The 25,879-nt window shown below is 64.4% G+C and carries 27 protein-coding genes; 8 read left to right on the forward strand and 19 right to left on the reverse strand.

Annotated elements, in window-relative coordinates:
• Nucleotides 1-26: 26 nt before the first annotated feature.
• Nucleotides 27-743 (forward strand): tRNA (guanosine(46)-N7)-methyltransferase TrmB, encoded by a 717-nt coding sequence (trmB, locus tag BMX67_RS17065; protein WP_090737551.1) that lies wholly within the window; start codon nucleotides 27-29, stop codon nucleotides 741-743.
• A gap of 26 nt (nucleotides 744-769) precedes the next feature.
• On the opposite strand, the gene glmS is transcribed toward trmB, so the two are convergent.
• Both glmS and glmU read right to left on the reverse strand, forming a co-directional pair.
• Nucleotides 770-2,587, reverse strand: a complete 1,818-nt coding sequence (gene glmS, locus BMX67_RS17070; protein WP_090737554.1) for a glutamine--fructose-6-phosphate transaminase (isomerizing) — start codon at nucleotides 2,585-2,587, stop codon at nucleotides 770-772.
• Nucleotides 2,587-3,930, reverse strand: coding sequence for a bifunctional UDP-N-acetylglucosamine diphosphorylase/glucosamine-1-phosphate N-acetyltransferase GlmU (glmU, locus tag BMX67_RS17075; protein ID WP_090737555.1), 1,344 nt, complete (start codon nucleotides 3,928-3,930; stop codon nucleotides 2,587-2,589). The genes glmS and glmU overlap by 1 nt, the downstream gene beginning before the upstream one ends.
• 117 nt (nucleotides 3,931-4,047) lie before the next feature.
• On the opposite strand from glmU, the gene BMX67_RS17080 reads away from it, so the two are divergent.
• Nucleotides 4,048-4,722: an HAD-IA family hydrolase gene (locus tag BMX67_RS17080; RefSeq protein WP_090737557.1), complete on the forward strand. Its 675-nt coding sequence runs from the start codon at nucleotides 4,048-4,050 to the stop codon at nucleotides 4,720-4,722.
• Here the strand turns inward: BMX67_RS17080 and pepT are convergent.
• From pepT to BMX67_RS17095, 3 genes are all read right to left on the reverse strand, one after another.
• Complete coding sequence (gene pepT, locus BMX67_RS17085; RefSeq protein ID WP_090737559.1) at nucleotides 4,677-5,957, reverse strand: peptidase T; 1,281 nt, start codon at nucleotides 5,955-5,957, stop codon at nucleotides 4,677-4,679. The two genes, BMX67_RS17080 and pepT, sit on opposite strands and share 46 nt — an antisense overlap.
• Before the next feature lie 79 nt (nucleotides 5,958-6,036).
• Nucleotides 6,037-6,522: a bacterioferritin gene (bfr, locus tag BMX67_RS17090; protein WP_090737561.1), complete on the reverse strand. Its 486-nt coding sequence runs from the start codon at nucleotides 6,520-6,522 to the stop codon at nucleotides 6,037-6,039.
• A complete protein-coding gene (locus BMX67_RS17095) occupies nucleotides 6,470-6,763 on the reverse strand; it encodes a (2Fe-2S)-binding protein (protein ID WP_090737563.1) in 294 nt (97 codons plus the stop codon). The genes bfr and BMX67_RS17095 overlap by 53 nt, the downstream gene beginning before the upstream one ends.
• Before the next feature lie 129 nt (nucleotides 6,764-6,892).
• Between BMX67_RS17095 and queA the strand changes: the two genes are divergently transcribed.
• From queA to lpdA, 3 genes are all read left to right on the forward strand, one after another.
• Nucleotides 6,893-7,939 carry a tRNA preQ1(34) S-adenosylmethionine ribosyltransferase-isomerase QueA gene (gene queA, locus BMX67_RS17100; protein WP_090737565.1) on the forward strand — a complete coding sequence of 349 codons (1,047 nt, stop codon included), beginning with the start codon at nucleotides 6,893-6,895 and terminating at the stop codon, nucleotides 7,937-7,939.
• 90 nt (nucleotides 7,940-8,029) lie between these two features.
• A complete protein-coding gene (locus BMX67_RS17105) occupies nucleotides 8,030-9,358 on the forward strand; it encodes an MFS transporter (protein ID WP_090737567.1) in 1,329 nt (442 codons plus the stop codon).
• 78 nt (nucleotides 9,359-9,436) lie between these two features.
• Nucleotides 9,437-10,828: a dihydrolipoyl dehydrogenase gene (gene lpdA / locus BMX67_RS17110; protein ID WP_090737570.1), complete on the forward strand. Its 1,392-nt coding sequence runs from the start codon at nucleotides 9,437-9,439 to the stop codon at nucleotides 10,826-10,828.
• 75 nt (nucleotides 10,829-10,903) lie between these two features.
• Here the strand turns inward: lpdA and BMX67_RS17115 are convergent, their stop codons facing one another.
• Nucleotides 10,904-13,321: a penicillin acylase family protein gene (locus BMX67_RS17115; RefSeq protein WP_090737572.1), complete on the reverse strand. Its 2,418-nt coding sequence runs from the start codon at nucleotides 13,319-13,321 to the stop codon at nucleotides 10,904-10,906.
• A gap of 177 nt (nucleotides 13,322-13,498) precedes the next feature.
• Here BMX67_RS17115 and BMX67_RS17120 point away from each other — a divergent pair, with 177 nt between their 5' ends.
• Both BMX67_RS17120 and BMX67_RS17125 read left to right on the forward strand, forming a co-directional pair.
• Nucleotides 13,499-14,374, forward strand: a complete 876-nt coding sequence (locus BMX67_RS17120) for an NAD(P)-dependent oxidoreductase (protein ID WP_090737574.1) — start codon at nucleotides 13,499-13,501, stop codon at nucleotides 14,372-14,374.
• 70 nt (nucleotides 14,375-14,444) lie between these two features.
• A complete protein-coding gene (locus BMX67_RS17125; protein WP_090737620.1) occupies nucleotides 14,445-16,082 on the forward strand; it encodes a long-chain fatty acid--CoA ligase in 1,638 nt (545 codons plus the stop codon).
• A gap of 4 nt (nucleotides 16,083-16,086) precedes the next feature.
• Here the strand turns inward: BMX67_RS17125 and BMX67_RS17130 are convergent, their stop codons facing one another.
• The 12 genes from BMX67_RS17130 to BMX67_RS17185 form a co-directional block, all read right to left on the reverse strand.
• Nucleotides 16,087-16,956 carry a CHAD domain-containing protein gene (locus BMX67_RS17130; RefSeq protein WP_090737576.1) on the reverse strand — a complete coding sequence of 290 codons (870 nt, stop codon included), beginning with the start codon at nucleotides 16,954-16,956 and terminating at the stop codon, nucleotides 16,087-16,089.
• A 63-nt stretch (nucleotides 16,957-17,019) separates the two neighbouring features.
• Nucleotides 17,020-17,457 carry an acyl-CoA thioesterase gene (locus BMX67_RS17135; protein ID WP_090737578.1) on the reverse strand — a complete coding sequence of 146 codons (438 nt, stop codon included), beginning with the start codon at nucleotides 17,455-17,457 and terminating at the stop codon, nucleotides 17,020-17,022.
• On the reverse strand, nucleotides 17,450-17,701 hold the full coding sequence (locus BMX67_RS17140; protein WP_090737580.1) for a ribbon-helix-helix domain-containing protein: 252 nt from the start codon (nucleotides 17,699-17,701) through the stop codon (nucleotides 17,450-17,452). The genes BMX67_RS17135 and BMX67_RS17140 overlap by 8 nt, the downstream gene beginning before the upstream one ends.
• On the reverse strand, nucleotides 17,694-17,870 hold the full coding sequence (locus BMX67_RS17145; RefSeq protein WP_090737582.1) for a DUF4169 family protein: 177 nt from the start codon (nucleotides 17,868-17,870) through the stop codon (nucleotides 17,694-17,696). Before BMX67_RS17145 ends, BMX67_RS17140 begins: the two co-directional genes overlap by 8 nt.
• Nucleotides 17,871-17,992: 122 nt before the next feature.
• Nucleotides 17,993-19,387 (reverse strand): class II fumarate hydratase, encoded by a 1,395-nt coding sequence (gene fumC, locus BMX67_RS17150; RefSeq protein WP_090737584.1) that lies wholly within the window; start codon nucleotides 19,385-19,387, stop codon nucleotides 17,993-17,995.
• Between the two features lie 95 nt (nucleotides 19,388-19,482).
• Complete coding sequence (locus BMX67_RS17155; RefSeq protein ID WP_090737585.1) at nucleotides 19,483-20,376, reverse strand: dihydrodipicolinate synthase family protein; 894 nt, start codon at nucleotides 20,374-20,376, stop codon at nucleotides 19,483-19,485.
• Between the two features lie 8 nt (nucleotides 20,377-20,384).
• Entirely contained in the window at nucleotides 20,385-20,867 is a 483-nt protein-coding gene (locus BMX67_RS17160; RefSeq protein ID WP_090737587.1) for an SspB family protein, read from the reverse strand.
• Between the two features lie 192 nt (nucleotides 20,868-21,059).
• Nucleotides 21,060-22,292 (reverse strand): DEAD/DEAH box helicase, encoded by a 1,233-nt coding sequence (locus tag BMX67_RS17165; protein WP_245739507.1) that lies wholly within the window; start codon nucleotides 22,290-22,292, stop codon nucleotides 21,060-21,062.
• Nucleotides 22,293-22,654: 362 nt separating this feature from the next.
• Nucleotides 22,655-23,104, reverse strand: a complete 450-nt coding sequence (gene dtd, locus BMX67_RS17170; protein ID WP_090737591.1) for a D-aminoacyl-tRNA deacylase — start codon at nucleotides 23,102-23,104, stop codon at nucleotides 22,655-22,657.
• The gene (locus tag BMX67_RS17175) at nucleotides 23,101-23,514 is read right to left on the reverse strand and encodes a DUF6691 family protein (RefSeq protein ID WP_245739506.1); all 414 of its coding nucleotides are present in this window, start codon (nucleotides 23,512-23,514) and stop codon (nucleotides 23,101-23,103) included. The genes dtd and BMX67_RS17175 overlap by 4 nt, the downstream gene beginning before the upstream one ends.
• The gene (locus BMX67_RS17180) at nucleotides 23,511-23,936 is read right to left on the reverse strand and encodes a YeeE/YedE family protein (protein WP_090737596.1); all 426 of its coding nucleotides are present in this window, start codon (nucleotides 23,934-23,936) and stop codon (nucleotides 23,511-23,513) included. Before BMX67_RS17180 ends, BMX67_RS17175 begins: the two co-directional genes overlap by 4 nt.
• Nucleotides 23,937-23,988: 52 nt before the next feature.
• Entirely contained in the window at nucleotides 23,989-24,216 is a 228-nt protein-coding gene (locus BMX67_RS17185) for a hypothetical protein (protein ID WP_175479956.1), read from the reverse strand.
• A gap of 135 nt (nucleotides 24,217-24,351) precedes the next feature.
• Between BMX67_RS17185 and BMX67_RS17190 the strand changes: the two genes are divergently transcribed.
• Nucleotides 24,352-24,606, forward strand: coding sequence for a DUF2312 domain-containing protein (locus tag BMX67_RS17190; RefSeq protein WP_090737598.1), 255 nt, complete (start codon nucleotides 24,352-24,354; stop codon nucleotides 24,604-24,606).
• Nucleotides 24,607-24,687: 81 nt separating this feature from the next.
• On the opposite strand, the gene BMX67_RS17195 is transcribed toward BMX67_RS17190, so the two are convergent.
• Nucleotides 24,688-25,827: a GNAT family N-acetyltransferase gene (locus BMX67_RS17195; RefSeq protein ID WP_090737601.1), complete on the reverse strand. Its 1,140-nt coding sequence runs from the start codon at nucleotides 25,825-25,827 to the stop codon at nucleotides 24,688-24,690.
• Nucleotides 25,828-25,879: the final 52 nt, after the last annotated feature.

Consider the following 25,879-nt stretch of genomic DNA (forward strand, 5'->3'; position numbering starts at 1 on the left):
CCGGGCTTGCGGCAGATGCCTTCGCCATGAGCGACGATCAGAAATCAGCATTCGACCCGAACCCGCCCCGGCGCAACTTTTACGGCCGGCGCCACGGCAAGACCCTGCGCCAAAGCCAGAAGGGCTATCTGTCCGAGGATCTGGGCGATCTGCGGCCACGCGGGATCACCGTTCAGGACAATCCTGACCGCAAGCCGATCAACCCGGCCGATATTTTCGGCGATGACCGTCCGGTCTGGATGGAGGTCGGCTTTGGCGGTGGCGAGCATATGGTCCACATGGCCCATCGCTATCCCGAGATCGGGATCATCGGCTGCGAACCCTTCATCAACGGCGTCGCCATGCTGTTGGGCAAGATCCGCGCGGCTGGCGTGCAGAATGTCAGCGTGCATCCCGGCGATGCCCGCGACCTGATGGATGTGCTGCCCGAAGCCAGCCTGTCGCGCGCCTTTCTGATGTATCCCGATCCCTGGCCGAAGGCACGGCATCACCGGCGCCGTTTCGTCACGCCCGAACATCTGCTGCCGCTGGCCCGGGTGATGAAGCCGGGTGGCGAGTTCCGCGTCGCGACCGATATTCCCGACTATGTCCGCCAGACCCTGGAAGAGGTGCCGCCGGCGGGGTTCGACCTGATTTCGGAAACAGGCATGCCCTGGGATGACTGGATCAGCACGCGTTATGAACAGAAGGCGCTGCGCGAGGGCAGGGTGCCCCATTACGTGACCTTCCGCCGCAAGGCGTGAAAAAAGGCCCCTTGCGGGGCCTTTTCCTACTCGACAGTCACCGATTTCGCCAGATTGCGGGGCTGGTCCACATCGGTGCCCTTGGCCACGGCGGTATGATAGGCCAGATACTGCATCGGCACCGCGTAAAGGATCGGCTGGAACGCGCCGCCGCCGGTGGGCAGTTGCAGCGTCGCGTGCACGCCATCGCCGCCCGCGGCGATGCCCGCCTCGTCCGACAGCAGCAGGATCTGGCCGTGGCGGGCCATCACCTCTTGCATGTTCGAGATGGTCTTTTCAAACAGGTGGTCATGCGGGGCCAGAACGATCACCGGCACGTCGCGGTCGATCAGCGCGATGGGGCCGTGCTTCAATTCGCCCGAGGCATAACCCTCGGCGTGGATATAGCTGAGTTCCTTCAGCTTCAGCGCGCCTTCCAGCGCCACGGGATACAGCGCCCCGCGACCCAGATACAGCACATCCTGCGCCTGGCTCAGCCATTCGGACAGAACGCGGCAGCCGTCGGACAGGTTCAGCGATTGTTGCAGCAGACCCGGCACCTTGCGCAGATCGGACAGGTGCTGGGCCAGCCCCGCATCGTCCAGGCGCCCGCGATCATGCGCGGCCTTCAGGGCAAGGATCGCCAGAACGGTCAGCTGGCAGGTGAATGCCTTGGACGACGCCACGCTGACCTCGATTCCGGCCATCGTCGGCAAGGCGGCATCGCTGTCGCGGGCAATGGCCGAGGTGCCGACATTCACCAGCCCGACCGTGCGCGCGACCTTGGATTTCGCATAATGCAGCGCGGCCAGCGTATCGGCGGTTTCGCCCGACTGGCTGATCGCGATGAACCAGCTGTTGGGCGACAGGGGCGGTTCACGATAGCGGAATTCTGACGCGACATCGATATCGCAGGGCAGGCCCGCGATCTGTTCGAACCAGTATTTCGCGACATGGCCTGCCAGATGCGCCGTCCCGCACCCCACCAGAGAGATGCGGTCCACGGCGGTGAAATCCATCCCCTCGGGCAGAACGATCCGGTCATCCTTGACGTAATGGGACAGGACATCGCCGATGACGACGGGCTGTTCTGCGATTTCCTTGGCCATGAAGTGCCGGTATCCGCCACGGTCGATCGCGGTGGCCCCGATGTCGATGCGGCTTTGGGTGCGGATCACGGGCTGGCCGGTCAGGTCGAACACATCGACCCCGGCGCGGGTCAGGACGGCGTGATCGCCATCTTCCAGATAGGTTATGCGGTCGGTGAACGGCGCCAGCGCAACCGCGTCCGAGCCGATGAACATTTCGCCCTCACCGTGGCCGATTGCCAGCGGACTGCCCTTGCGGGCGGCGATCATCAGGTCGGCTTCGCCCTCGAACAGGAAGGCCAGGGCAAAGGCACCGTGCAGCCGGGCGAGGGTGGCGCGGGCGGCCTCGATCGGACTGTAGCCCTGATCCAGATGATAGCCGGTCCACAGGGCGACGGTTTCGGTGTCGGTCTGCGATTGCGGCTGGATGCCCAGACCGATCAGTTCCTGACGCAGCTCGCGGAAGTTCTCGATGATGCCGTTATGCACGACGGCGACGCGCCCATAGCGGTGGGGATGTGCGTTATCCTCGGTCGCGGCGCCGTGGGTTGCCCACCGGGTATGGCCGATCCCGGCATGGCCGCGCAGGGGTTCATGGACCAGCCGATCCGACAGGTTCACCAGCTTGCCGACGGCGCGGCGACGGTCCAGACGACCGCCATCATCGACGGTGGCGACGCCCGCGCTGTCATAGCCGCGATATTCCAGCCGACGCAGTGCATCGACCAGTTGGGGCGACACCTCATGCTTGCCCAGAATGCCGATAATGCCGCACATCAACGGTTCTCCTTCTTGGCGCGCAGGGCCTGCATCATGCGGATGGCGAGGCCGGGCTTGACGGTCTGACGGGCGCGGCCGATCGCCATTGCGCCATCGGGCACGTCCTGCGTGATGACCGAGCCCGAGCCGGTCATCGCCTCGGACCCGACGCGCACCGGTGCGACCAGCATGGTGTCGCTGCCGATGAAGGCGCGGGCCCCGATCTGCGTGCGGTGCTTCATCACGCCATCGTAATTGCAGGTGATGGTGCCCGCACCGATATTCGTATGCTCGCCGATATGGGCATCGCCAAGATAGGTCAGGTGGCCGACCTTCACGCCTTCGTCCAGCACGGCATTCTTGATCTCGACGAAATTGCCGACATGGGCATCGCCGCCCAGTTCCGCGCCGGGGCGCAGGCGGGCAAAGGGGCCGACCGTCGCCCCGGACGAGATATGGCAGCCTTCCAGATGGCAGAAGGGCAGGATCTCGGCGCCGGATTCGATGGTGACACCGGGGCCGAACACGACATTCTGCCCGATGATCGCATCGCGCCCGATGCAGGTGTCCAGCGAGAACCAGACCGTTGCCGGGTCCGACAGGGTGACGCCGTTGTCCAATGCCTCGCTGCGGGCGCGGGTCTGAAAGGCGGCCTCGGCAGCGGCCAGTTCGGCGCGGGTGTTGATGCCCAGGGTTTCTTCTTCGTCGCAGGTCACGACATCGGCGCTGCGTCCCTCGGCGCGGGCCAGTTCGACCAGATCGGTCAGGTAATATTCGCCCGAAGCGTTATCATTCGACAGCCGCACGACCAATTGCCGCAGCAGCGCCGCGTCCAGCGCCATCACGCCCGAATTGCACAGCGCGATCTGCCGGGTGGCGGTGTCGGCGTCCTTGAATTCGACGATCCGTTCCAGCCCGCGATCGGTGACGACCAGCCGGCCATAGCGGCCCGGATCCTCGGCCTCGAAGCCCAGCACGACCAGATCCGCGGTATGGCTGGCCAGCGCGGCCAGCGTGTCTTCGCCGATAAAGGGGGTGTCGCCGTAAAGCACGATCACCTTGCCCTCGAACCCTTCCAGATCGGGCAGGGCCTGACGCACGGCATGGCCGGTGCCAAGCTGTTCTTCCTGCAGGACGATGCGTGCATCCGGGTTCAGCCGTGCCACGGCCTTGCGGACCTGATCGGCCCCGTGACCGGCGACGACGATGACCTGATCGGGGTCCAGCGTGCGCGCCGCCGCCAGCGCGTGCCCGACCAGCGGTACACCGCCCAACCGATGCAGCACCTTCGGCAGATCGGACTGCATCCGACTGCCTTGCCCCGCTGCCAGGACCACCACAGCTATCGGATTATCTGACATGCCCGCCTCTTCGCCTGTTCAATTTCGTTGCTGCGCGTTCTAATCGGGGTCGGGCGCACAGGAAAGGGTCTGTGCCATCACCTTTGTTTTCGAAACATTACGTCAGGAGATTTCGGCATGGCAGGCACAGTGGTTTTCGATCTGGACGGCACGCTGGCCGACACCTCGGGCGATCTGATCGCGGCGGCCAATGCCTGCTTTCAGGCGCGCGGGCTGGGCGATCTGCTGGACCCGGTCGATGACGCGCTGATCGCCTTTCACGGCGGTCGGGCGATGCTGCGCGCGGGTTACGCGCGGATGCCCGCAGACATGCTGTTGCCGCCCGCCGCTGAGGACGAGGATTATCCCCGGCTGCTGGATCATTACGGTCAGAACATCGCCTGCCATACGCGGCTGTATCCGGGCGTGGAAACCGCGCTGGAAACCTTGGCGGGGGCAGGGCACAGGCTGGCCGTCTGCACCAACAAGCCCGAAGGGCTGGCCGAGGCCCTGTTGCGCGAACTGGGTATCCGGCAGGCTTTTGGCGCGATGATCGGGGCCGACACACTGCCGGTCCGCAAGCCCGATCCGCGCCCCTATCAGGCGGCGGTGCGGGCGGCCGGTGGCGAGGTGACGCGATCCTTCCTGATCGGCGACACCGAAACCGACCGCAAGACCGCAGCCGCGGCAGGCGTGCGCGTGGCGCTTGTCAGTTTCGGCCCCGAGGGGCAGGCGATCTCTCGTCTGGCCCCCGAGGCGTTGCTGCATCATTTCGATGAGCTGCCCGAACTGGCTCGGGACTGGCTGGCCTGATCGCGGGCCGCGCGCGCCAACAGCGCAAGGCCAAGCCCGGTCGCCGCCGCCATATCCTGCACCGAAATCCATTCCAGGGGGCCGTGGATGTTCTGCATCCCGGTGAACAGGTTGGGGCAGGGCACGCCCATTTCGGTCAGGCGCGACCCGTCCGTGCCGCCGCGGATGGGCACCGACACCGGATCAAGACCCAGATCGCGGCAAGCGTCGCGGGCCAGATCCACCGGCGTCATGTCCTGTTCCAGCCAATAGCGCATGTTGCGGTATTGCGGGCGGATGTCGCAGGTGATCCTGGCCCGTGGTTCGCTGATCTGAACCGCATCGCAGATGCCGCGCAGGATCTGGCGCTGCCGTTCCAGCCCGTCCAGTTCGAAATCGCGCAGGATCAGCCTGATCTTCATTTCGGATGATCCGCCGGTCATGTCGGTCGCGTGGATGAACCCGTCACGATCGGCCGCGACCTCTGGTGTCATCACGGTCTGCGGCAGCATGGCGATGATCTTGCTGGCGAGGGTGATCGCATTGACCATCTTGCCCTGCGCATAACCGGGATGGATCGAAACCCCGGTGACAGTCACCTCGGCCCCGTCGGCGGAAAAGCTTTCATATTCGATTTCGCCCAGACGACCACCATCGAAGGTAAAGGCGAAATCCGCGCCCAGATCGTCGGGCAGGCGCGGGTCGACGCCGCGACCGATTTCCTCATCCGGGGTAAAGGCGATGCGGACAGGCCCGTGCCGCAGATCGGGTTGGGTCAGAAGATGCTGCGACATCGTCATGATGATCGCGACGCCCGCCTTGTCATCGGCCCCCAGCAGCGTCGCCCCCGAGGCGGTGATGATGTCCTGCCCCTGCTTTTGCGCCAGATAGGGAAAGCGGTCGGGGTCCAGCGACAGGGCCGGATCGTCGGGATAGGTGATCACGCTGCCGTCGTAATCGACGATCACACGCGGCTTTACCCCGGCTGCTGCGAATTGCGGCGCGGTATCGACATGGGCCAGAAAACCGATGGTCGGTGCCGGAACAGTGCCGGGAATGGTGGCCAGAACGACGCCGTAATCCGTCAGCGTCACATCCGCCGCCCCCATCTGTTGCAGCTCGTCGCGCAGCAGATGCAGCATGTCGAACTGGCAGGCGGTGCTGGGCGCGCTGGCGCTGTCGGCATCGCTTTGGCTGTCGATGGCGGTGTAGCGCAGCAGGCGGTCCTGAAGCTGGGCGTCGAATTCGGTGCGCATGATGGGGTCCTGACTGGCAGATGAAAGACGGGCGCGGGGTGGCTTCCCCGCGCCCGTCAGATGTTCTGGATCGGCAAGATCACTCGGCTTCGTCGGCCGGTTTCGCGTTCAGATGGCCGTAATTCTGTGCGCCGATCGTGTCGAACAGTTCGATCTGGGTTTCGAGGAAGTCGATATGGCCTTCCTCATCCGCGATCAGATCCTCGAACAGGTTCTTGCTGACGTAATCGCCGACCTTGTCGCAGTGATCGCGCGCCTCGATATACAGGGTGCGGGCGTCATGTTCGCCGGCCAGATCGGCCTCCAGCGTTTCCTTCAGGTTCTGACCGATGCGCAGCGGGTCCAGCTTTTGCAGATTCGGATGGCCTTCCAGAAAGATGATGCGCTGAATCAGCCGGTCGGCGTGGTTCATCTCTTCGATGGATTCGGCGCGGGACTTGTTCGCGATACGCCCGTAGCCCCAATCCTCCTGAAGCCGGTAATGCAGCCAGTACTGGCTGACTGCGGTCAGTTCAGACCGCAGCGCGGCGTTTAGATACTCGATGACCTTGGCGTCGCCCTTCATGCGTCGGCTCCCCTGCAGATGTTGTTTTCGCGCGCAAAATCGGCGGCGCGATTCCCAGACTATCTGATTGACGCATGGTGTCCAGAAACAGCGGCATGCAACCGCCGCAATCGGCCCGCTTGCCAAGGGCGTGGTAGATCTTGCCGGGGGTGATGATCGTCCGGGGATCGGCGGCGCGCATCCAGTCGATGGCGGCGCGGATGTCGTGATCGGAAATCTGGGTGCAGTGGCAGACGATCATTGGGGCCTCCGGTTCCTGCCGCAAGACTTAGCAAAAGACTTGGAAAATGGAAACCTGATAAAAGTCGTGGGATTTCAATTGCGCGTGTCTGGCTTGACCAGAACGCGCGTCCGGCGCAGAAGCCAAGCCATGAAACTGACCGATTTCGATTTCGACCTGCCCGAACGCCTGATCGCGACGCGCCCTGCGCGGCCGCGCAGTTCCGCGCGCCTGCTTCTAGCCCAGAACGGCGGCATCGCGGACAGGCATGTTCATGACCTGCCGCAGATCTTGCAGCCCGGCGATCTGCTGGTGCTGAACGACACCAAGGTGATTCCCGCGCGTCTGAACGGGACGCGCAGTCGCCAGACCGGCCAGGGCGAGGTCACCGCCAGGATCGAGGTCACGCTGCTGGAACCCGCCGCCGATGGCTGGCAGGCGCTGGCAAAACCGCTGCGCAAGCTGCGCGAGGGCGAGGTGATCCGCTTTGGCGAGGCGCTGTCCGCCGAGGTTGTGCAGATCGGCGATGGCGGGCTGCGGCTGCGTTTCGACGCGACCGGCGATGCCTTTGACGCGGCGCTTCGGCAGGTCGGTGCGATGCCGCTGCCGCCCTATATCGCCAGCCTGCGCGCGCCTGATGAACAGGACCATCAGGATTACCAGACCGTCTGGGCCGAACGTCAGGGCGCGGTCGCCGCCCCCACGGCCAGCCTGCATTTCGATGCGCCGCTGCTGGATGCGCTGGCCGATCGCGGGGTCGAATTCGTCCATGTCACCCTGCATGTCGGTGCGGGCACCTTTCTGCCCGTCAAGGTCGAGGATGTGACGACCCACCGGATGCATGCCGAATGGGGCGAGGTCACCCCCGAGGCCGCCGCCCGGATCAACCGCGCCAAGGCCGAGGGGCGGCGTGTGATTCCCGTCGGCACCACCGCGTTGCGGCTGATCGAATCGGCGGCGACCGAGGATGGCCGGATGCAGGCCTTTGCCGACACGACCGACATCTTCATCTATCCCGGCTATCAATTCCGGGTGACCGACGGGCTGATGACGAATTTCCACCTGCCGAAATCGACCCTGCTGATGCTGGTCTCGGCGCTGATGGGCGTGCAGCGCATCAAGGATATCTACGATCACGCGCTGGACCGGGAATATCGCTTCTTCAGCTATGGCGACGCGTCGCTTCTGCTGCCCTGAGGTCGGATTCCGGCTGGCATCTGCGCGCCATCGGCACTAGGCCCGACATAATCGGCCCCGATCGAAACGACGACCAGACACGAGGTTCACATGACGTCCGTGGTGCGCACCACTTGGCCGCTGCTTCTTGGGATTCTGTTGCTGATGGTCGGCAACGGGATGCAAGGGACCCTGCTGGGGATCCGTGGCGGCATCGAAGGCATTCCGACCTTCCTGATGTCGATCGTCATGTCCGCCTATTTCGGCGGCTTCCTGTTGGGCAGCCTTGTCGTGCCGCGGATGATCCAAAGCGTGGGCCATGTGCGGGTCTTTGCGGCGCTGGGATCGCTGATTTCCGCCGTGCTGGTCCTTTACGCGGTCGCACCCGATTGGGTGTTCTGGGCCGCGATGCGCTTTGTCATCGGGTTTTCGTTCTGTGGTGTGTATATCACCGCGGAAAGCTGGCTGAATGCCAGCGCCACGAACGAGACGCGCGGACAGGCGCTGGCCGCCTATATGATCGTGCAGATGCTGGGCATCATCGTGGCGCAGTTCCTGCTGAACACGGGCGATCCCGCGGGGTTCCTGCTGTTCATCATCCCGTCGGTTCTCGTGTCGCTGTCCTTCACGCCGATCCTGCTGACGGCCCAGCAGGCCCCGGCATTCGAAACCATCAAGCGCATGTCCTTTGGCCGCCTGTACCGGGCATCGCCGTTGGGATGTATCGGGATCTTCCTGATGGGGGGCGTCTTTTCGGCGTTGTTCGGGATGTCCTCGGTCTGGGGTTCGGCCACGGGCATGAGTGTGCGCGATATCTCGGTCTTTGTGGCCGCGATCTATGTCGGCGGGCTGTTGCTGCAATTTCCCATCGGTTGGCTGTCGGACCGCTATGATCGCCGGAAACTGGTTCTGCTGCTGTCGGTCGTGGGCACCGTGGTCACCGCCGCCGCGGTCATGTTGCAGCCGGGCATTCTGGGCCTGATTCTGGTCGGGGCCATCGTGGGCGGTGTCGCCAACCCGGTCTATGCGCTGTTGCTGGCCTATACCAACGACTATCTGGATCAGTCGGACATGGCCGCCGCCTCGGCGGGGTTGCTGTTCATCAACGGGCTTGGCTCGATGGCGGGGCCGCTGATCACCGGCTGGTTGATGGGGCTGATCGGGCCGGATGGGTTCTGGGTCTATATGGGTGTCCTTCTGGCCGCGCTAAGCCTTTATGCCGGTTGGCGGATGACGCGCCGCCCCAGCCTGACCGTGGACGAGCAGGGCAGCTTTGCCGTCATCACCCCCAGCGCCACCGTTCTTGCGGTCGAGGCGGCGCTGGACGAGGCGCAGTCCTCATCCGATCCGGATGAGGCGGCAATCGACCCGACCGACCTTGACGGCGATGCGCCGGACGGTGAGGCTGACCCGGATGACACGCCGCCCGCCAACGGCTAGGCCACGGGACTGTCCCCTGCTTGCCGATGTCGGGCAGATGGTTTAACGCTGAACTATCTTCAGCAACCGGGGGATCCTATGGCCCAGAGTTTTGACATGGTGGTGATCGGCGCCGGACCTGGCGGCTATGTCGCCGCGATCCGGGGCGCGCAATTGGGCCTGAAAGTGGCCTGTATCGAACGCGAACATCTGGGCGGTATCTGCCTGAACTGGGGCTGCATCCCCACCAAGGCCCTGCTGCGCAGCGCCGAGGTCTTTCACCTGATGGAACGGGCCAAGGATTTCGGCCTCAGCGCCGACAAGATCGGCTACGATCTGGGCAAGGTCGTCGACCGTTCGCGCGGCGTGGCCAAACAGCTTAGCGGTGGCGTCGGCCATCTGCTGAAAAAGAACAAGGTCACGACCATCATGGGCGAGGCCAAGCTGACCGGCAAAGGCAAGATCACGGTCAAGACCGACAAGGGCAGCGAAGAAATCACCGCCAAGAACATCGTTCTGGCCACCGGTGCCCGCGCCCGCGAATTGCCGGGTCTGGAACCTGACGGCAAGCTGGTCTGGAACTACAAGCATGCGCTGAAGCCGCCGCATATGCCGAAAAAGCTGCTGGTCATCGGTTCGGGTGCCATCGGCATCGAATTCGCCAGCTTTTTCAACACGCTGGGGGCCGATACGACCGTGGTCGAGGTCATGGACCGCGTGTTGCCGGTCGAGGATGCCGAAATCAGCGCCTTTGCCAAGAAGCAGTTCGAAAAGCAGGGCATGAAGATCATGGAAAAGGCCGCGGTCAAGAAGCTGGACCGCAAGGGCCAGACCGTGACCGCCCATATCGAAAAGGACGGCAAGACCCAGACGATGGATTTCGATGCCGTGATCTCGGCCGTGGGGATCGTCGGCAATGTCGAGAATCTGGGTCTGGAAGAGCTGGGCGTGAAGATCGACCGCACGCATGTCGTGACCGATGAATATTGCCGCACGGGCGTCTATGGGCTGTTCGCCATCGGCGACGTGGCCGGCGCGCCCTGGCTGGCGCACAAGGCCAGCCATGAAGGCGTGATGGTCGCAGAGCTGGTCGCGGGCGGGCATCCGCATCCGATCAAGCCGGGCAGCATCGCGGGCTGCACCTATTGCCATCCGCAGGTCGCCTCGGTCGGGATGACCGAAGCCAAGGCCAAGGAAGCGGGCCACGAGATCAAGGTCGGCAAGTTCCCCTTCATCGGCAATGGCAAGGCGATCGCGCTTGGCGAATCCGAGGGGCTGGTCAAGACCATCTTCGACGCCAAGACCGGCGAATTGCTGGGCGCGCATATGGTTGGTGCCGAAGTGACCGAACTGATTCAGGGCTATGTCGTGGGCCGTCAGCTGGAAACGACGGAACAGGATCTGATGGAAACCGTGTTCCCGCACCCGACCCTGTCCGAGATGATGCACGAATCCGTGCTGGACGCCTATGGCCGTGCGATCCATTTCTGATCGCCGCGCCAGATAAGGCCGCGACAGGCAAGCATCAAACCCGCGAGGTCGCCTCGCGGGTTTTTTCGTGATCCGTCAGGGCGCGGGCGTCAGGCGGGTGATGCCGACGGCGGCCGCGCGCGCCAGGTCCGGGTCCAGCGACATGCGGACATATTCGCCCCGCCGCCACAGCCCCGCCAGATCGTCATAATGGCGCGAAAAAGGGTGGCCCGACTGGCCTGTGGCGATCACGAAGACCGAATTGTCGGGATCGGCCAGATCATAGACGCCGCGATAGCCCGCGCCTGTCACCGCCTCGTAGGGATCGGCGCCGCAGCCCAGCAGACCGCTTTCGGCGACGGTGAAGCTGCCACCGGAAACCGGCTGGGTCAGGTTCATGATCCAGCCAAGCCCGGCGACCTGTCCCAGGGCCGGGTGGTCCTGCTGGGCCTGATGCATGTCGCCCCAGCGCCAACTGGTCACATCGGGGCCGAAACGGTCGCCCAGTTCCAGCAATGCGCGATCAAGCGATTGCCGGGCGATGGTATCGCAATCCTCGGTCGGGGCGCTTTGAACGATGTCACACCACCGGCCCGCGCCATTCCGGTTGCGGAATACGGCCTCGATAAATCCGGGATAAAGGCGGCTGATATCATCGGCCAGCGGGCCCAGTTCGTCGCGGATCAGCCGATCCTGCAGGGCGCGCATCCATGCGGCATAGATCAGCGGCTCGGGCAGATGCTCGCTCATGTCGCCGTCCCATTCGGCCAATAGGCCAAGCGCATCCTGTCGCTGCCGTTCGGGGGTGCCCTTCGCGGCGGGCTCGCCGGTGAACCACAGATTCGCCCCCACGACCGGCAGCAGGGCGCGTGCAGCAGGGCTGACCACATCCAGCTGAACCGAGATGAAACTGTCGCGGCTATGCACCTCGCGGCCGTCCAGCAACCGGTCCAGACGGCCGCGACGGGGCATGGCGCCATCCTCGTCGGTGGCGATGATCATGGTGTCGGCAGATATGTCCTGCGTTGCGGCGGCGGTCGCGATGCCGGTCCAGCGGCCTTCGGGCAGCCATCCCGGCGTCGGCATGCTGCCCTTGGTCGGGCTATCGTCGGTGCGCTGGGGTAGGGCGCCCACGGTCAGCGCCTGCACGCCATCGGTATCGGCCAGCGTCACCTGCAGGGCGGGCGCCATGATCCGCGTCGCGGCCCGCGCGGCGTCATCGCGCGATGCCGCACGCATCAGCCCCATCAGCCCCGACATCGTCTGATCCTGTCCCGACAACCCGGTCCAGCGCAGCGCGGCGACATGGCCCAGGGGCACGACATCGGGCAGGCCGGGAACCAGATTGGACACGATCGGTCCATTTTCGGTTTCGCGCAGCACGATGGTCTGATCGGGCGCGTCCAGCACGCGGATCACCTCGGTCCGGGTGTCGAACTGCGTCCAGCCGCGCAGCCCGCGATAGCGGTCGGCATTTCCGGGCTGAACCTCTTCGATATACAGGTCCGAATCGTCGATACGCGCCGGGGTCACGCCCCATGCCAGTTGCGGGGTGCGGCCACTGAAGACGACGGGCATGCCGGGAATGGTGGCCCCGATCGCGCCGCCCGATTGCAGTTGCAGACGGGCCAAGTAATACAGCGATGGCACGGTCAGCGTGGTGTGCGGGTCGTTGGCCAGCAGGCTGCCATGCGCAGCGGTCCGGTCGGCGCCCGCGGCAAAGCTGTTGGCACCCATGCCTGCGCCGGGGCGCAGGAAGGCCGTCAGCGGCAGGGGCCCTTCCGGGTCGCGCCGCGCCTCGGGGACGGGCAGGCGCAGGCCGGGGAACTGATCGGCATAGCGGGGCTGATCCCCGGATCCCGGGATCGCGGGACCCAGAATTTCCGGGCCATGTTCGGGCCAGGCCAGCGACAGGCGCGCGCGAAACACCTCGGCTGCGGCGGCGTTCGTGGTACTGGCCGCCAGCAGTTTCAGGATGGCAAGGGAATCGGCGGGCTGCCAATAGGCGATCTGCTGCGGAAACAGGAAGAATTCCGGCGCGCCACGCCCCATCGCGCCTTCATTGACCTGCGCGATCCATTCATTGACCCCTGCGGAATAGGCGCGCAGCGCCTCTTGCGTTTCAGGGTCCTGCGCTTCCAGCGATTGCGCGCCATGGCGGAACAGGCCCAGCCGTCGCGCCAGATCATCGGCGGGCAGCGCCGCGGCGCCATAGACCTCGGCCAGCCGTCCCTGTGCCGCGCGGCGCAGCATCGTCATCTGGAACAACCGGTCCTGCGCATGGGCGACGCCAAGTGCAAAGAACACATCGTGGTCCGTCGCGCCGAAGATATGGGGCACATTCTCGGTCGAGCGGACGATCTCGACCGGGGCGGTCAGGCCGCGCATCGGGTAATCGGCGTTGTAGTCGGGCAGCGACCGGACGGCGAAATACCAGGCAAGGATCCCGGCGATTACCGAAAGGGCGATCAGGGCGACAGTCAGCCTGAGAAGCCAGCGGAAAAGTATCAGCATGAAAGAAGGTGGTCCATTCGGCGGCTTGATCCGGGCTGTCGTTGATTGACCCTTGGGCGCTTGACCATTCAACGCCAAGGTGTTGCTGTGCTGCATAAGCCAGCCGCTCGGGCATTTCAACGTCGCAGCGCCGCTATCGCAGCGACACGACCCGCGGAATTTTCAGCAGGAGGGATCATGGCAAAGACGGCGTTTCTGGGATTGGGCGTGATGGGTTATCCGATGGCGGGGCACCTGCAAGCCGCCGGGCATCAGGTCACGGTTTTCAACCGCACGGCGACCAAGGCCCGCGAATGGGCGGATCAGCATGGCGGCGGTCACGCCGCCACCCCGCGCGAGGCTGCGTCCGGTGCGGAATTCGTCATGGCCTGCGTCGGCAATGATGATGACCTGCGCTCGGTCTGTCTGGGCGAGGATGGGGCCTTTCAGGGCATGGCCAAGGGGGCGGTCTTTGTCGATCACACCACGGTCTCGGCGGCAGTGACGCGCGAATTGGCCCAGGCGGCCAAGGCTGCGGGCATCGGTTATGTCGATGCGCCGATTTCGGGCGGGCAGGCCGGGGCCGAGAACGGGCAGCTGTCGGTGATGTGCGGTGGCGAGCAGGCCGATTTCGACCGCGCCGCACCGGTGATCGACGCCTATGCCAAGATCTGTCGCCGGTTGGGCGATGTCGGCGCCGGGCAGATGACCAAGATGTGCAACCAGATCGCGATTGCCGGGCTGGTTCAGGCACTGTCTGAATCGCTGGCTTTTGCGCAGAAGGCCGGACTGGATGTCGAAAAGGTGGTCGAGGTCATCAGCCAGGGCGCGGCAGGCAGCTGGCAGATGGTCAATCGCCACAAGACCATGGACGCCGGGGAATTCGAACATGGCTTCGCCATCGACTGGATGCGCAAGGATCTGGGCATCTGTCTGGACGCCGCCGATGAGGTCGGTGCCTCGCTGCCGGTCACCGCGCTGGTCGATCAGTTCTACAAGGAAGTGCAGGGCATGGGCGGGGGACGCTGGGACACCTCGGCGCTGATCGCACGTCTGACCCGTCAGCCGGGCTGACGTGGGGTCGCTGCTTGTCACGGGACGGGCAGCCCCGCAATCTGAGCGGCACCAGGGAAGGGGAGGAATGATGGAAGGACTGATGATGCACCGCCCGCTGTTGCAGGGCGGGCTGCTGGATTTCGCGGCGGAAAGCTTTCCAGATGCGCAGGTCGTCTCGCGCCGGGTCGAGGGCGACACGACGCGCCACGGCTGGGCGCAATTGCGTGAACGCGCGGCGCAGCTGTCCTTCGCGCTGCGGGATATGGGGATCGGATCCGGCGACCGGGTCGCGACCCTGGCCTGGAACGGGCATCGCCATCTGGAACTGTATTACGCGGTTCCGGGGATCGGTGCGGTGTGCCACACGATCAATCCACGCCTGTCGGCCGAGCAGATGATCTATATCTGCCACCATGCGGGCGACAAGGTGCTGTTCACCGATCTGACCTTCGTGCCGTTGCTGGAAAAGTTGAAGGATCAACTGCCGCCGATGCGCTATGTGATCATGACCGATCGCGCGCATATGCCCGACAGCACCCTTGATGCGCTGTGCTACGAGGATGTGCTGCAAGGGCATCCGACCCGTCGCGACTGGGACGATCTGGACGAAAACACGGCATCGGGCATGTGCTATACCTCGGGGACGACGGGGGACCCCAAGGGTGTGGTCTATAGCCACCGGTCCAATGTTCTGCATGCGATGGCGACCTCGGCCGTGCTGGGTCCGGATCTGGGTCCGCAGCCGCGCATCCTGCCGGTCGTGCCGCTGTTTCATGTCAATGCCTGGGGGCTGCCGTTTTCCGGCCCGCTGATGGGGGCGAGCCTGATCATGCCAGGGCCGCATCTGGACGGCGCCAGCCTGTGGGATCTGTGTCAGGACGAAGCCGTCGAAAGCGCCTGGGGCGTGCCGACGATCTGGCAGGGGCTGTTCGCCGAGATCCGGAAGCGCGGGGCTAAGCCCGCGGCCCTGCGTCACATCGTTGTCGGCGGCAGCGCGATGCCGCGTAGCCTGACCGAGGGTTTCGAAAAGCTGGGCATCGACGTGAACCACGCATGGGGCATGACCGAAACCTCGCCCTTGGGCAGCCAGGGTTCGCTGACCCCGCGTCAGCGCGAATTGCCCTTTGATGACCGCATGACGCTGAAGGCCACGCAGGGGCGGCGTGTCTACGGGGTCGAGATGAAGATCGTCGACGAGAACGGTCAGCGCCAACCCCATGACGGAGTGGCGATGGGTGAGTTGCATGTGCGCGGCAATTTCGTCGCGGCGGGCTATTTCCAGAACGAGGACGCATCGCGCAAGGCGATGGATGCCGAAGGCTGGTTCTGCACGGGCGATGTCGCCTCGATCGACCGCGAAAACCGGCTGACGTTGCGCGACCGGTCCAAGGATCTGATCAAGTCGGGGGGCGAGTGGATCAGTTCGATCGATCTGGAAAACGCGGCGCTGGCCCATCCCAAGGTTGCGCAATGCGCGGTGATCGCGGTGCCGCATCCGAAATGGGACGAACGCCCGCTGTTGATCGTGAAGCCGCAATCGGACACGGATCGCCCGACACTGGATGATCTGTGCGCAGTGCTGGCGCCGCATTTCGCCAAATGGCAGATGCCTGACGACCTTGTCTTTGTCGAGGACATGCCGATGACCGCGACGGGCAAGATCAGCAAGCTGACCCTGCGCAAACGCTTTGGCGATCATGTGCTTCCGGATCTGAAATCCGCCTAAGGGGCTATGCGGGCAGGTCGGCCCACCAGACCGGCTCTGCCCGCAGCTTCTGCCAGGCTTTCTGCGATTGCTGCCGGGCCTTGGCCTCGATCCGGTCGGCGTCGTCGGGCAGGGCCATGCCGTCCTGGTGCTGCCGGGCCTTCATCACCTGAAGGTCGTTCACGATCCCCAGCGCGTCCTGCATCTTTGCCATGCGCTTCATCATGTGATCGGGCTTTTCGGTGAACAGCGTTCCGAAGAATTCGGTCAGATAGCGCATGTCCTTGGCGCGTTTGCGGAATTCATGCAGATCATCGGGCGACAGCCGGTTCAGATCAGCGCCAAAGCTTAGCAGTTCGGTCCATGCGACATGCAGCGCGCGCGAGGCGATGACACCGACCGGCCCCTGCGCCAGCCGTTGACGGCGGTCGCCGCGGATCGCGGTCCCGGTGTCATGCAGGATGGTCTCGATCTGCATTTTCAGGGACAGGCCGGTATCTTCAGCCAGATCGTCGCGCAGCGCCTGCCGCAATTCGGCTGCGGTGGCGGCGGCCTTGTCGGATTGCGGCTGGCCGGCCAGCGCCTCGGCATGGACATCGGCGTCACGCAGCGGTCCCAGCGCCTTGAAGCGGTCCTTCAGAAGCTTGCCGATCCTGCGCTGCGTTTTCGGTGACAGCATGTCGCCAAAGCCACGGATCAGCGTCCGCATGCGGCGCAGGGCAACGCGGGCCTGATGCACATGTTCGGGGTCATCCTCGGTCAGGATCGCGCCGCGATGGGTTTCGTGGATCGTCGCGCTTTCGCGCAACAGGCGCCGCAAGGCGTCCAGGGCTTGTGTATCGCGCCCGATCCCGGCGGATTTGGCCAGCTTGGCGGCTTTGGATTTCTTGGCCATCTTTCCTCCGGGCGCGACGCGGTGAAAACAGTTAATCCGGAATTGGGCGCTGGCGCCAGCCTGTCACAAGGTCAACTGTTCCAGTGCCTTGCGCTGATCGGCGGGCGTCGGGGTCGGGCGATGGGTGCGACTGTCCACGGTGACCAGCACGAAATGCGCCTGTGCGCTTTCGCGATCCTCGCCTTCGCGGAACAGGCCCATCTCCAACCGGATCGAGCTGTTGCCCATTGCCGCCACGCGCAATCCGACCTGCAACAGATCGGGATAGCTGACTTCGCTGAAATAGGTGCAGCCGTTTTCCACCACGACCTGAATCGGCGCGCCGCTGCGGTGGTTCAGCATCCCGCGCGCGCCAAGGCTGCGATTCATCGCCTCGTCGAACAGTTCGTGATAGGTGACGTTATAGAGATGCCCGAACTGGTCATTGTCGTTCCAGCGCGTCTGCAACGTCTGAAATTCGGCATAGGCATCGCGGCTGCGGGGGGATCTGCGCTCACTCATCGGTCGGATCGTCTTTCTTCTGCGTCTCGGACAGGACGAACAGGCGCAGGGCAGTGGCCAGTCCGACCTCGGGCGGGCGGGCGTGGTCGATGCGCCCGATCAGCGCCGCGCGGGTTTCCTGTCGCGCCCTGGCTGCCTGACCCAATGCCTGCCAGAACGCATCCTCCAGCGAAACCGAGGTGCGGTGTCCGTCGATGGTGACCGAGCGTTTGACGGGCGGCGTCATCCGCGGCAGGTCACTCATCTTTCTTGTGGGCCTGATGGATACGTTCGGCGCGGTCGGCTTCGGCCTGACGGGTCAGGCGTTCCGACCGCGCCTCGCCGAATCTGGCCGCATTGGCATCGCCCTTGGCGCGCTTGTCGTCGCGGGCACGCTGTTTGCGCGCCTGTCGCAGATTGACGATCCTGGTCATGACATTCCCCCCGGCAAGCTGATTGGGCGCAGCATGGCATTGAAACCCGCCCGGGTCCAAGTGCAGACGAAAAAGGCGCGGCAGAAACCCGCCGCGCCGCCGATCCTGCGAATGGAGGACGATCAGTCCTTGGGGCCGATCATGTCTTCCGGGCGGACGATGCGGTCGAAGGTTTCGCCATCGACGAAGCCAAGGGCGATCGCCTCTTCGCGCAGGGTGGTGCCGTTCTTGTGCGCGGTCTTGGCGACCTTGGTGGCATTGTCATAGCCGATGGTGGGGGCCAGCGCCGTGACCAGCATCAGCGATTCCTTCATCAGCTTTTCGATGCGGTCGGTATTGGCCTTGGTGCCGACGACCATGTTGTCGGTGAACGACCCGGCCGCATCGCCCAGCAGCTGCATCGATTGCAGCACGTTATAGGACATCATCGGGTTATAGACGTTCAGCTCGAAATGGCCCTGCGACCCGGCGATGCCGACGGCGGCGTCGTTGCCCATGACATGCGCACAGACCATGGTCAGGGCCTCGGCCTGGGTCGGGTTCACCTTGCCCGGCATGATGGACGATCCGGGCTCGTTCTCGGGCAGGATAAGCTCGCCCAGACCCGAACGCGGGCCGGAACCCAGCAGGCGCATGTCGTTGGCGATCTTGAACAGCGATGCCGCGACCGTCTTCAGCGCGCCCGAGAACATGACCATCGCGTCATGTGCGGCCAGCGCCTCGAACTTGTTCGGGGCGGTGACGAAGGGCAGGTCGGTGATCTTGGCGATTTCCGCCGCCACGGCGCTGTCCCAGCCCTTCTTGGTGTTCAGGCCGGTGCCGACGGCGGTGCCGCCCTGCGCCAGTTCATAGATGTCGGGCAGGCAGGCCTTGACCCGCTCGATCCCCTTGCGGACCTGATGGGCATAGCCGCCGAATTCCTGACCCAGGGTCAGGGGCGTCGCATCCTGCGTATGGGTGCGGCCGATCTTGATGATGTCCTTGAATTCGGCCGATTTCGCCTCAAGCGCGGAGGCCAGCTTTTCCAGACCGGGCAGCAGCGTGTCGCGGGCCATCATGCCGATGGCGACATGCATCGCGGTCGGGAAGGTGTCGTTCGAGGACTGGCCCATGTTGCAATGGTCATTGGGATGGACCGGATCCTTCGAACCCATCTCACCGCCCAGAATCTCGATCGCGCGGTTACTGACCACTTCGTTGGCATTCATGTTCGACTGGGTGCCCGAACCGGTCTGCCAGACGACCAGCGGGAAGTTGTCGTCGAACTTGCCCTCGAACACCTCGGTCGCGGCCTGTTCCATCGCGCCACCGATTTTGGCGTCGATGCGGCCCTCGGCCATGTTGATCCGGGCTGCGGCCAGCTTGATCGCGCCAAGCGCGCGGATGATTGCGACCGGCTGACGTTCCCAGCCGATGGGAAAGTTCATGATCGAACGCTGGGTCTGCGCGCCCCAATATTTGCTGGCGTCAACTTCCAGCGGGCCAAAGCTGTCGGTTTCGGTGCGGGTCTTGGTCATCGCAAAAGGCTCCGTCGCGGTTTCGCAGAGGTTCTAGCGGGCGCGGGCCGGGATGGCAATTCGTATGCAATGGTATGCTAACGCCAACATCGGCGTTAAAGTGCATTCAGCGCCGTCAATGCGGCGCGAACCCGGTCGGTTTCACCCTTTGGCAGTGGCAGGATCGGGCGTTGCGGCGCCGCATCCGCACGACCCAGCATCGCGGCGGCCAGATGCGCGACGCGCAGGCTGCCATGATCGCGAAACAGGTCCCACATCGGCGCAAAGGCGGCATCCTGCGCCGCCGCGCTGTCCGCATCGCCCGCCATTGCCGGTTTCGCCATCGCCATGAAACGATCCGGCACAAAGCCCGCGGCGACGCTGAAGAACGCATCCGCACCGGCCAACAGCGCGGGCCTTGCGCCCCAATCGGCGCTGTAACCGATCACGAAATCGCTTGGCAGGCGTGGGCGCAGGGCCGCGATCTCTGCCGCGAAATCGCCCGAGGCGGGCAGGGGCATCTTGACCGCCGCGATGGTCGGCAAAGCCCCCAGCCGCGCCAGCAGATCATGCGAGAACTGGAAATGCGTGGTCGAGGGGTTGTTGTAGATGCAGATCGGCAGATCGGTCGCCGCCGCGACGGCGCTGAAATGGGTGAACGCCTCGTTCTGGGTCAGCGGGGTATAGCTGACCGGTGCCAGCAGCAGCCCCGCCGCACCCTGCGCGGCGGCGTCGCGGGCCAGATCGACGGCGTGATCGGTGCGCAACGCGCCGACGCCGCAGATGACCGGCATACGGCCCCCGACGCAATCCATCGCCGCGCCCAGTGCCGCGCGACGCTGATCAGCCGACAGATAGGCATAGCTGCCCGTGCTGCCCAGAAATCCGATCGATTGCAGCCCCGCATCGCAAAGCGGTTCCAGGACCCGTGCCAATGCGTCGCGGTCGACATTGCCCTGCGGATCGCAGGGCGTGATCGGAAAGCCCGAGATGCCGCGGAACAGGGACATCGCGCGGCTTACTTGCGCCAGCGGTCCAGCTGCACGACCTCACCGCCGCCATTGGGCGAATCGTCGGGGCTGTCATCGTCGCTGATATCGTCCAGCAGGCCTTCGTCCAGTTCTTCGTCCTCATCCTCGTCATGGTCCTGCGTTTCAAACCGCAGGCCGAATTCGACCGAAGGGTCGACGAAGGTGCGCAGCGCATCGAACGGGATGCGCAGCGGCTCGGGCGAGTTGCCGAAATTCAGCGTGATGCCAAAGCCGTCCTCATCCACGGTCAGGTTATCGAACCAGTGCTGGATGACGATGGTCATTTCCTCGGGATAGCGGTCGCGCAGCCAATCGGCCATCTCGACCCCTTCGATGCGGGTGTCGAAGGTGATGAAGAAGTGATGCTCGCCGGGCAAGCCTTCGGTCGCGATGCTTTTCAGCACATCCGCGATCAGCCCCTGCATCGCCCGATGCATCATTCCGCCATAATCGATCCCTTGCCGGGTCATGCCGCCATCCTTCTGTCCTGACTGTCAGCATAGGCAACTGGACCGTGAATGAAAGGGGGGCAAGCCCCCTTGTTGCGAAGATTTCTGACGGCTTCGTGAGGGGCCAAAATCGTCGCGTCACTATGGTGCGGATGCAAAAATGGCCGCAGAACCATGTTCTTGCGGCCATCAGTTCATGTGTGGGGCCAAAGCCTAGCTTTTGGCGCGGCTTCCCTGCGGCTTGCGCGAGGGGCGGCGTGTGGGCCGTTTGTTGCCGCCGGTATTGGCGGGTTTGCCCCGGCCGCGCGACGGCTGACCCGAAGGGATGGGGCCGGTGGGCGCTTCGCCACCGACCACGCGGATCGAGGATTTCATCGCGCGTTCGATCGCACGCAACTCGCCGACCTCGGCAGGCGCGCAGAAGGCGATGGCATTGCCGTCGCGACCGGCGCGACCGGTCCGACCGATCCGGTGGACATAGTTTTCCGGCACGTTCGGCAGGTCATAGTTGTAGACATGCGCCACCTGCGGAATATCCAGACCCCGCGCGGCCACGTCGGTCGCGACCAGCACCTGCGTTTCGCCATCGCGGAACGCCTGCAGCGCCCGTTCGCGTTGGCCCTGGCTTTTGTTGCCGTGGATGGCCGCAACCGCGAAGCCCCATTTTTCCAACAGCTTCGACAGCTTTTCGCAGCCATGCTTGGTGCGGCCAAAGACCATCGCCAATTCGCCGGGATGTTTGGACAGGTATTCGGCCAGCAGCGTCGCCTTGTCGCCCTGATTGACGAAATGCACGCCCTGATCGATCTTCTTGGCGGCCTGACCCGGAGGGTTCACCGCGACCTTGATCGGATCGGTCAGATAGGTATCGGCCAGTTCCGACATCAGTTTCGGCATGGTCGCCGAGAACAGCAGCGTCTGGCGATCGCGCGGCAGGATCCTTGCGATCTTGCGCAGCGCGTGGATAAAGCCGATGTCCAGCATCTGGTCGGCCTCGTCCAGCACCAGATAGGTGGTCTGCGACAGGTCCACGGCGCGACGTTCGATCAGGTCGATCAGGCGGCCCGGCGTGGCGATCAGCACATCGACCCCGCGCGACAGGCGTTCGGTCTGCACATTGATCGAGGCGCCGCCGACGACGCGGTAGGACCGGATCGGCGTGCCTTCGGCATAGGCGTCGATATTGGTTGCGATCTGGGTGGCCAGTTCGCGCGTCGGCGCAAGGATCAGCGCACGACAGGTCTTGGGGTCGGGCTTCTTGCCGAACTTGATCAGGCGGGTCAGCATCGGCAGGCCGAAGGCCGCCGTCTTGCCGGTGCCGGTCTGCGCAAGGCCCAGCACGTCGCGCCCCTCGACGACCGAGGGGATCGCCTGGCTTTGGATCGGCGTCGGCTTGTTCAGGCCCATCGCGGCGATATTGGCGTTGATGCGCGCATCGATGCCCATATCCGCAAAGGGACCGGTGGGCAGCGGATCGCGCGCGGGGGCGCGGCGGCCCTCATTCGCGGCGCCCGAAAACGGCGCGCTGCGCGGCTTGCCCTTGCCACCACGGAAACCCCGGCGGCGATTGTTGTTCTGTTCCATCAATGACTTTCATGCCCCCGTCCCCCGTATCGGACGCAAAAGGCAGGGGCCGCGCATTCAGGGCGCGGCAGGACGCAAGGGTGCAGGCGCGATACGAGATGCCTGCAAGCCTCCCCGCGTGAATGGGAAACTGGGATGGGTGTCGGACCCGGCGCGACAAAACGCGGCTGCTCACGCGGCAGCGGGTGCTGACCCGACCCAGATGGGGCAGGGACGGTCCAAAGTCAAGCGCGATCGGCGCTGTCCATCCAGATCGTCACTGGACCGTCATTCAGCAGACGCACCTTCATCTCGGCGCCGAAACGACCGTTTTCGGTGGCGATGCCCTGCGACCGCAGACTGTCCGAGAAATATTCGTACAGACGGCGCCCGTCCTCGGGGGCGGCGGCGGTGGAAAAGCCGGGGCGGTTGCCGCTGCGGGTGTCGGCGGCCAGCGTGAACTGGCTGACCACCAAGGCGCCCCCGCCGATATCCAGCAGCGATCGGTTCATCTTGCCGTTTTCATCGTGGAAGATCCGCAGCTTGGCGATGCGCGCCGCCAGCTTGTCTGCCGCCGTTTCATCGTCGCCGCGCATGGCGCAGACAAGGATCAGCAGGCCCGGCCCGGTCTGGCCGACAATCTGGCCCTCGACCTCGACCGAGGCTTCGGTGACGCGCTGGATCAAGGCTCTCATCGGCGGTTCCACAGTCCGAACAGGATCATTCCGGCGGCCATAGACAGGAAAAACACCGCGAAGGGCAAGCCCCCAAAGCCAAGCGATGCCATCGCCGGTCCGGGGCACAGCCCGGCAATCCCCCAGCCCAGGCCGAACAGGACCGCGCCCGTCACCAGATTGCGGTCGATGACAGGGTTGGGCGGCGTCGGCAGGGCACGTCCGGTGAACGACACCGCGCGACGTGCGGCAATTCGCCAGGCCACGGCCATCGGCAGGATCGCGCCCGCCATCACGAAACCAAGTGTCGGGTCCCAGTCACCGAAAATATCCAGCCAGCCCTGCACCCTGGCCGGGTCGGTCATCCCCGAAATCAGAAGGCCCGCACCGAACAACGCGCCCGACATCGCCGCAAAGATCAGCCGCATCATGCCACCATCCCCAGCAGGCGCAGGATCAGCACCGCCACCGCGCCCGAGACCAGAAACACAAGCGTCGCCACGATGCCACGCAGCGACAATCGCGATATGCCGCAGACCCCGTGACCCGATGTACAGCCATTGCCCAGCCGGGTTCCGATCCCGACCAGCAGCCCGGCCAGCACCGTCAGTTCCAGACCCGCCACAGGGTGAGCGACATGGCCCAGCCCGACCGCGACCAGAAGCGCGGGCATGGCGATCAGCCCGGCGATGAAGGTCAGACGCTCGGCGCTGTTGCTGCGGCCGGTGCCGTCCAGAAGGCCGCCCAGGATGCCGCTGGCGCCCATGATCCGGCCGTTCAGCAACAAAAACAGCGCCGCCGCGCCGCCAATCATCAGCCCGCCGATCAGGCCGGCGATCCAGTCAGGTTCCATGCGGGGTTTCCTATATGAACACCCGCCTTACGTATTCCCGAAACGGAATATGTCAACTGCCCAGCATGATCCCGGTGACGACGATCATCAGCCCCAGCATCGAGGCGGCAAGCGCCCCCATGTTGACCGCCAACACGCCGCGCATCTTCTGCTTCAGCGTCTCGTCATCCAGACCCGCGCGACGGGCGCGCATGACGGTGGCGATGCACCAGATCAGGGCAGCCAGCCCGATCAGCGTCAGCAGGGCACCACCCCAGATCAGCATCTGAAATATGTCCATCGCGCTTTCCTTCCCTTCGCGGCATGACTGGTCCCGGCGGGCCTAGCGACGATTGCACCTTTCGGCAAGAGAGCCTAAACCCCGTCCGACACGACGCGAAGGTCGAAATCCAACTGGCAGGAACGCAGGAAAGACATGTCTGACAAAGGTGACTCCTACGCAGTGGCAGCCGATGAGCTGCGGCAGTTCGTTGAACAGATCGAACAGCTTGAAGCCGAGAAAAAGGACATCAGCGAGCAGATCAAAGAGGTCTATGCTGAAAGCAAGGCACGCGGTTACGACACCAAGGCCCTGCGCAGCATCATTTCGCTGCGCAAGCGCGACAAGGATGACATCGCCGAACAAGAGGCGATTCTGGATCTGTACAAGCAGGCGCTTGGCATGGCGTGATCCCGCGCCACGGCGCCTCTGCCCGTGGCAAATGCGGATCATTGAAAAGGCCCCGTCCCCGATCATCGGGCGGGGCCTTTTTCATGGCTGGGCCTGTTTGCGGAACGGGCCCCAGTCGGTCAGCACCTCGATTTCCTGATCCATCGCGTCGCGTTCCTCGTCCAGATACTGGGCGATGGCGCGCAGGAAGCCTTCGTCCTGAACCCAGTGCAGCGAGTGGATCTGGGTGGGCAGATAGCCGCGCGCAAGCTTGTGTTCCCCTTGCGCGCCTGCCTCGACCCGCGACAGGCCGCGCGCGATGGCGAAATCGATCGCCTGATGATAGCACAGTTCGAAATGCAGGAAGGCGTGATCCTGCACGCAGCCCCAATAGCGACCATAAAGCGCATCCGGCCCGATGAAGTTCAGCGCCCCGGCGATGGGCTCGCCGTCGATCTCGGCCAGAACCAGCAGCACATCGTCGCGCATATGCTGCTGCACCTCGTCGAAGAAGGCGCGGGTCAGATAGGGCTGGCCCCATTTGCGGCTGCCGGTATCCTGATAGAAGGCCCAGAATGCATCCCAGTGATGCGGTTTCAGATCGTCGCCGGTCAGGTGCCGGATCGTGCCGCCGAAATCCTGGGCCTTCTGCCTTTCCTTGCGCAGGGCCTTTCGCTTGCGCGACGACAGCGCGGCCAGAAAATCGTCATAGCTGGCGTAATCGCGGTTGAACCAGTGGAACTGCTGGGTGACGCGCGGAAGATAGCCCGCCGACGGGGCCAGTTTCGCCTCGGCCTCGGTGCAGAAGGTGACATGGACGCCCGACGCGCCCCCCTGCCGCGCGAACTGGGTCATCCCCGCCAGCAGCGATTGCCGCAGCGCCGGATCATGGGCCAGAAGCCGTGTCCCCGTCGCGGGTGTGAAGGGGACGGCGCATTGAAGTTTCGGATAATAGTCGCCGCCCGCGCGCATATAGGCCTGCGCCCAGGCGTGATCGAAGATATATTCGCCCTGACTGTGCGATTTCGCATAAAGCGGCGCCGCCCCGACGATCTGGTCATCGCGTTCCAGCGTGATGTGCAGAGGCTGCCAGCCGGTGCCCGGCCCGACCGAGCCGGACCGTTCCAGCGCATTCAGAAAGCGGTGGGACACAAAGGGATTGCCGTCGCCCAGCCCATCCCAGATCCCGGGATCGATATCGGCGATGGTGGGATGGGTTTTCAGGATCAGTGAGGCACTCATGCGTTTTAGGTAGGCCGTGTCGCGGGAATTTCCAGCGCCGCGGATGCGGTCC

The sequence above is a fragment of the Paracoccus homiensis genome (assembly GCF_900111675.1).
Classification (GTDB): Bacteria; Pseudomonadota; Alphaproteobacteria; order Rhodobacterales; family Rhodobacteraceae; genus Paracoccus; species Paracoccus homiensis.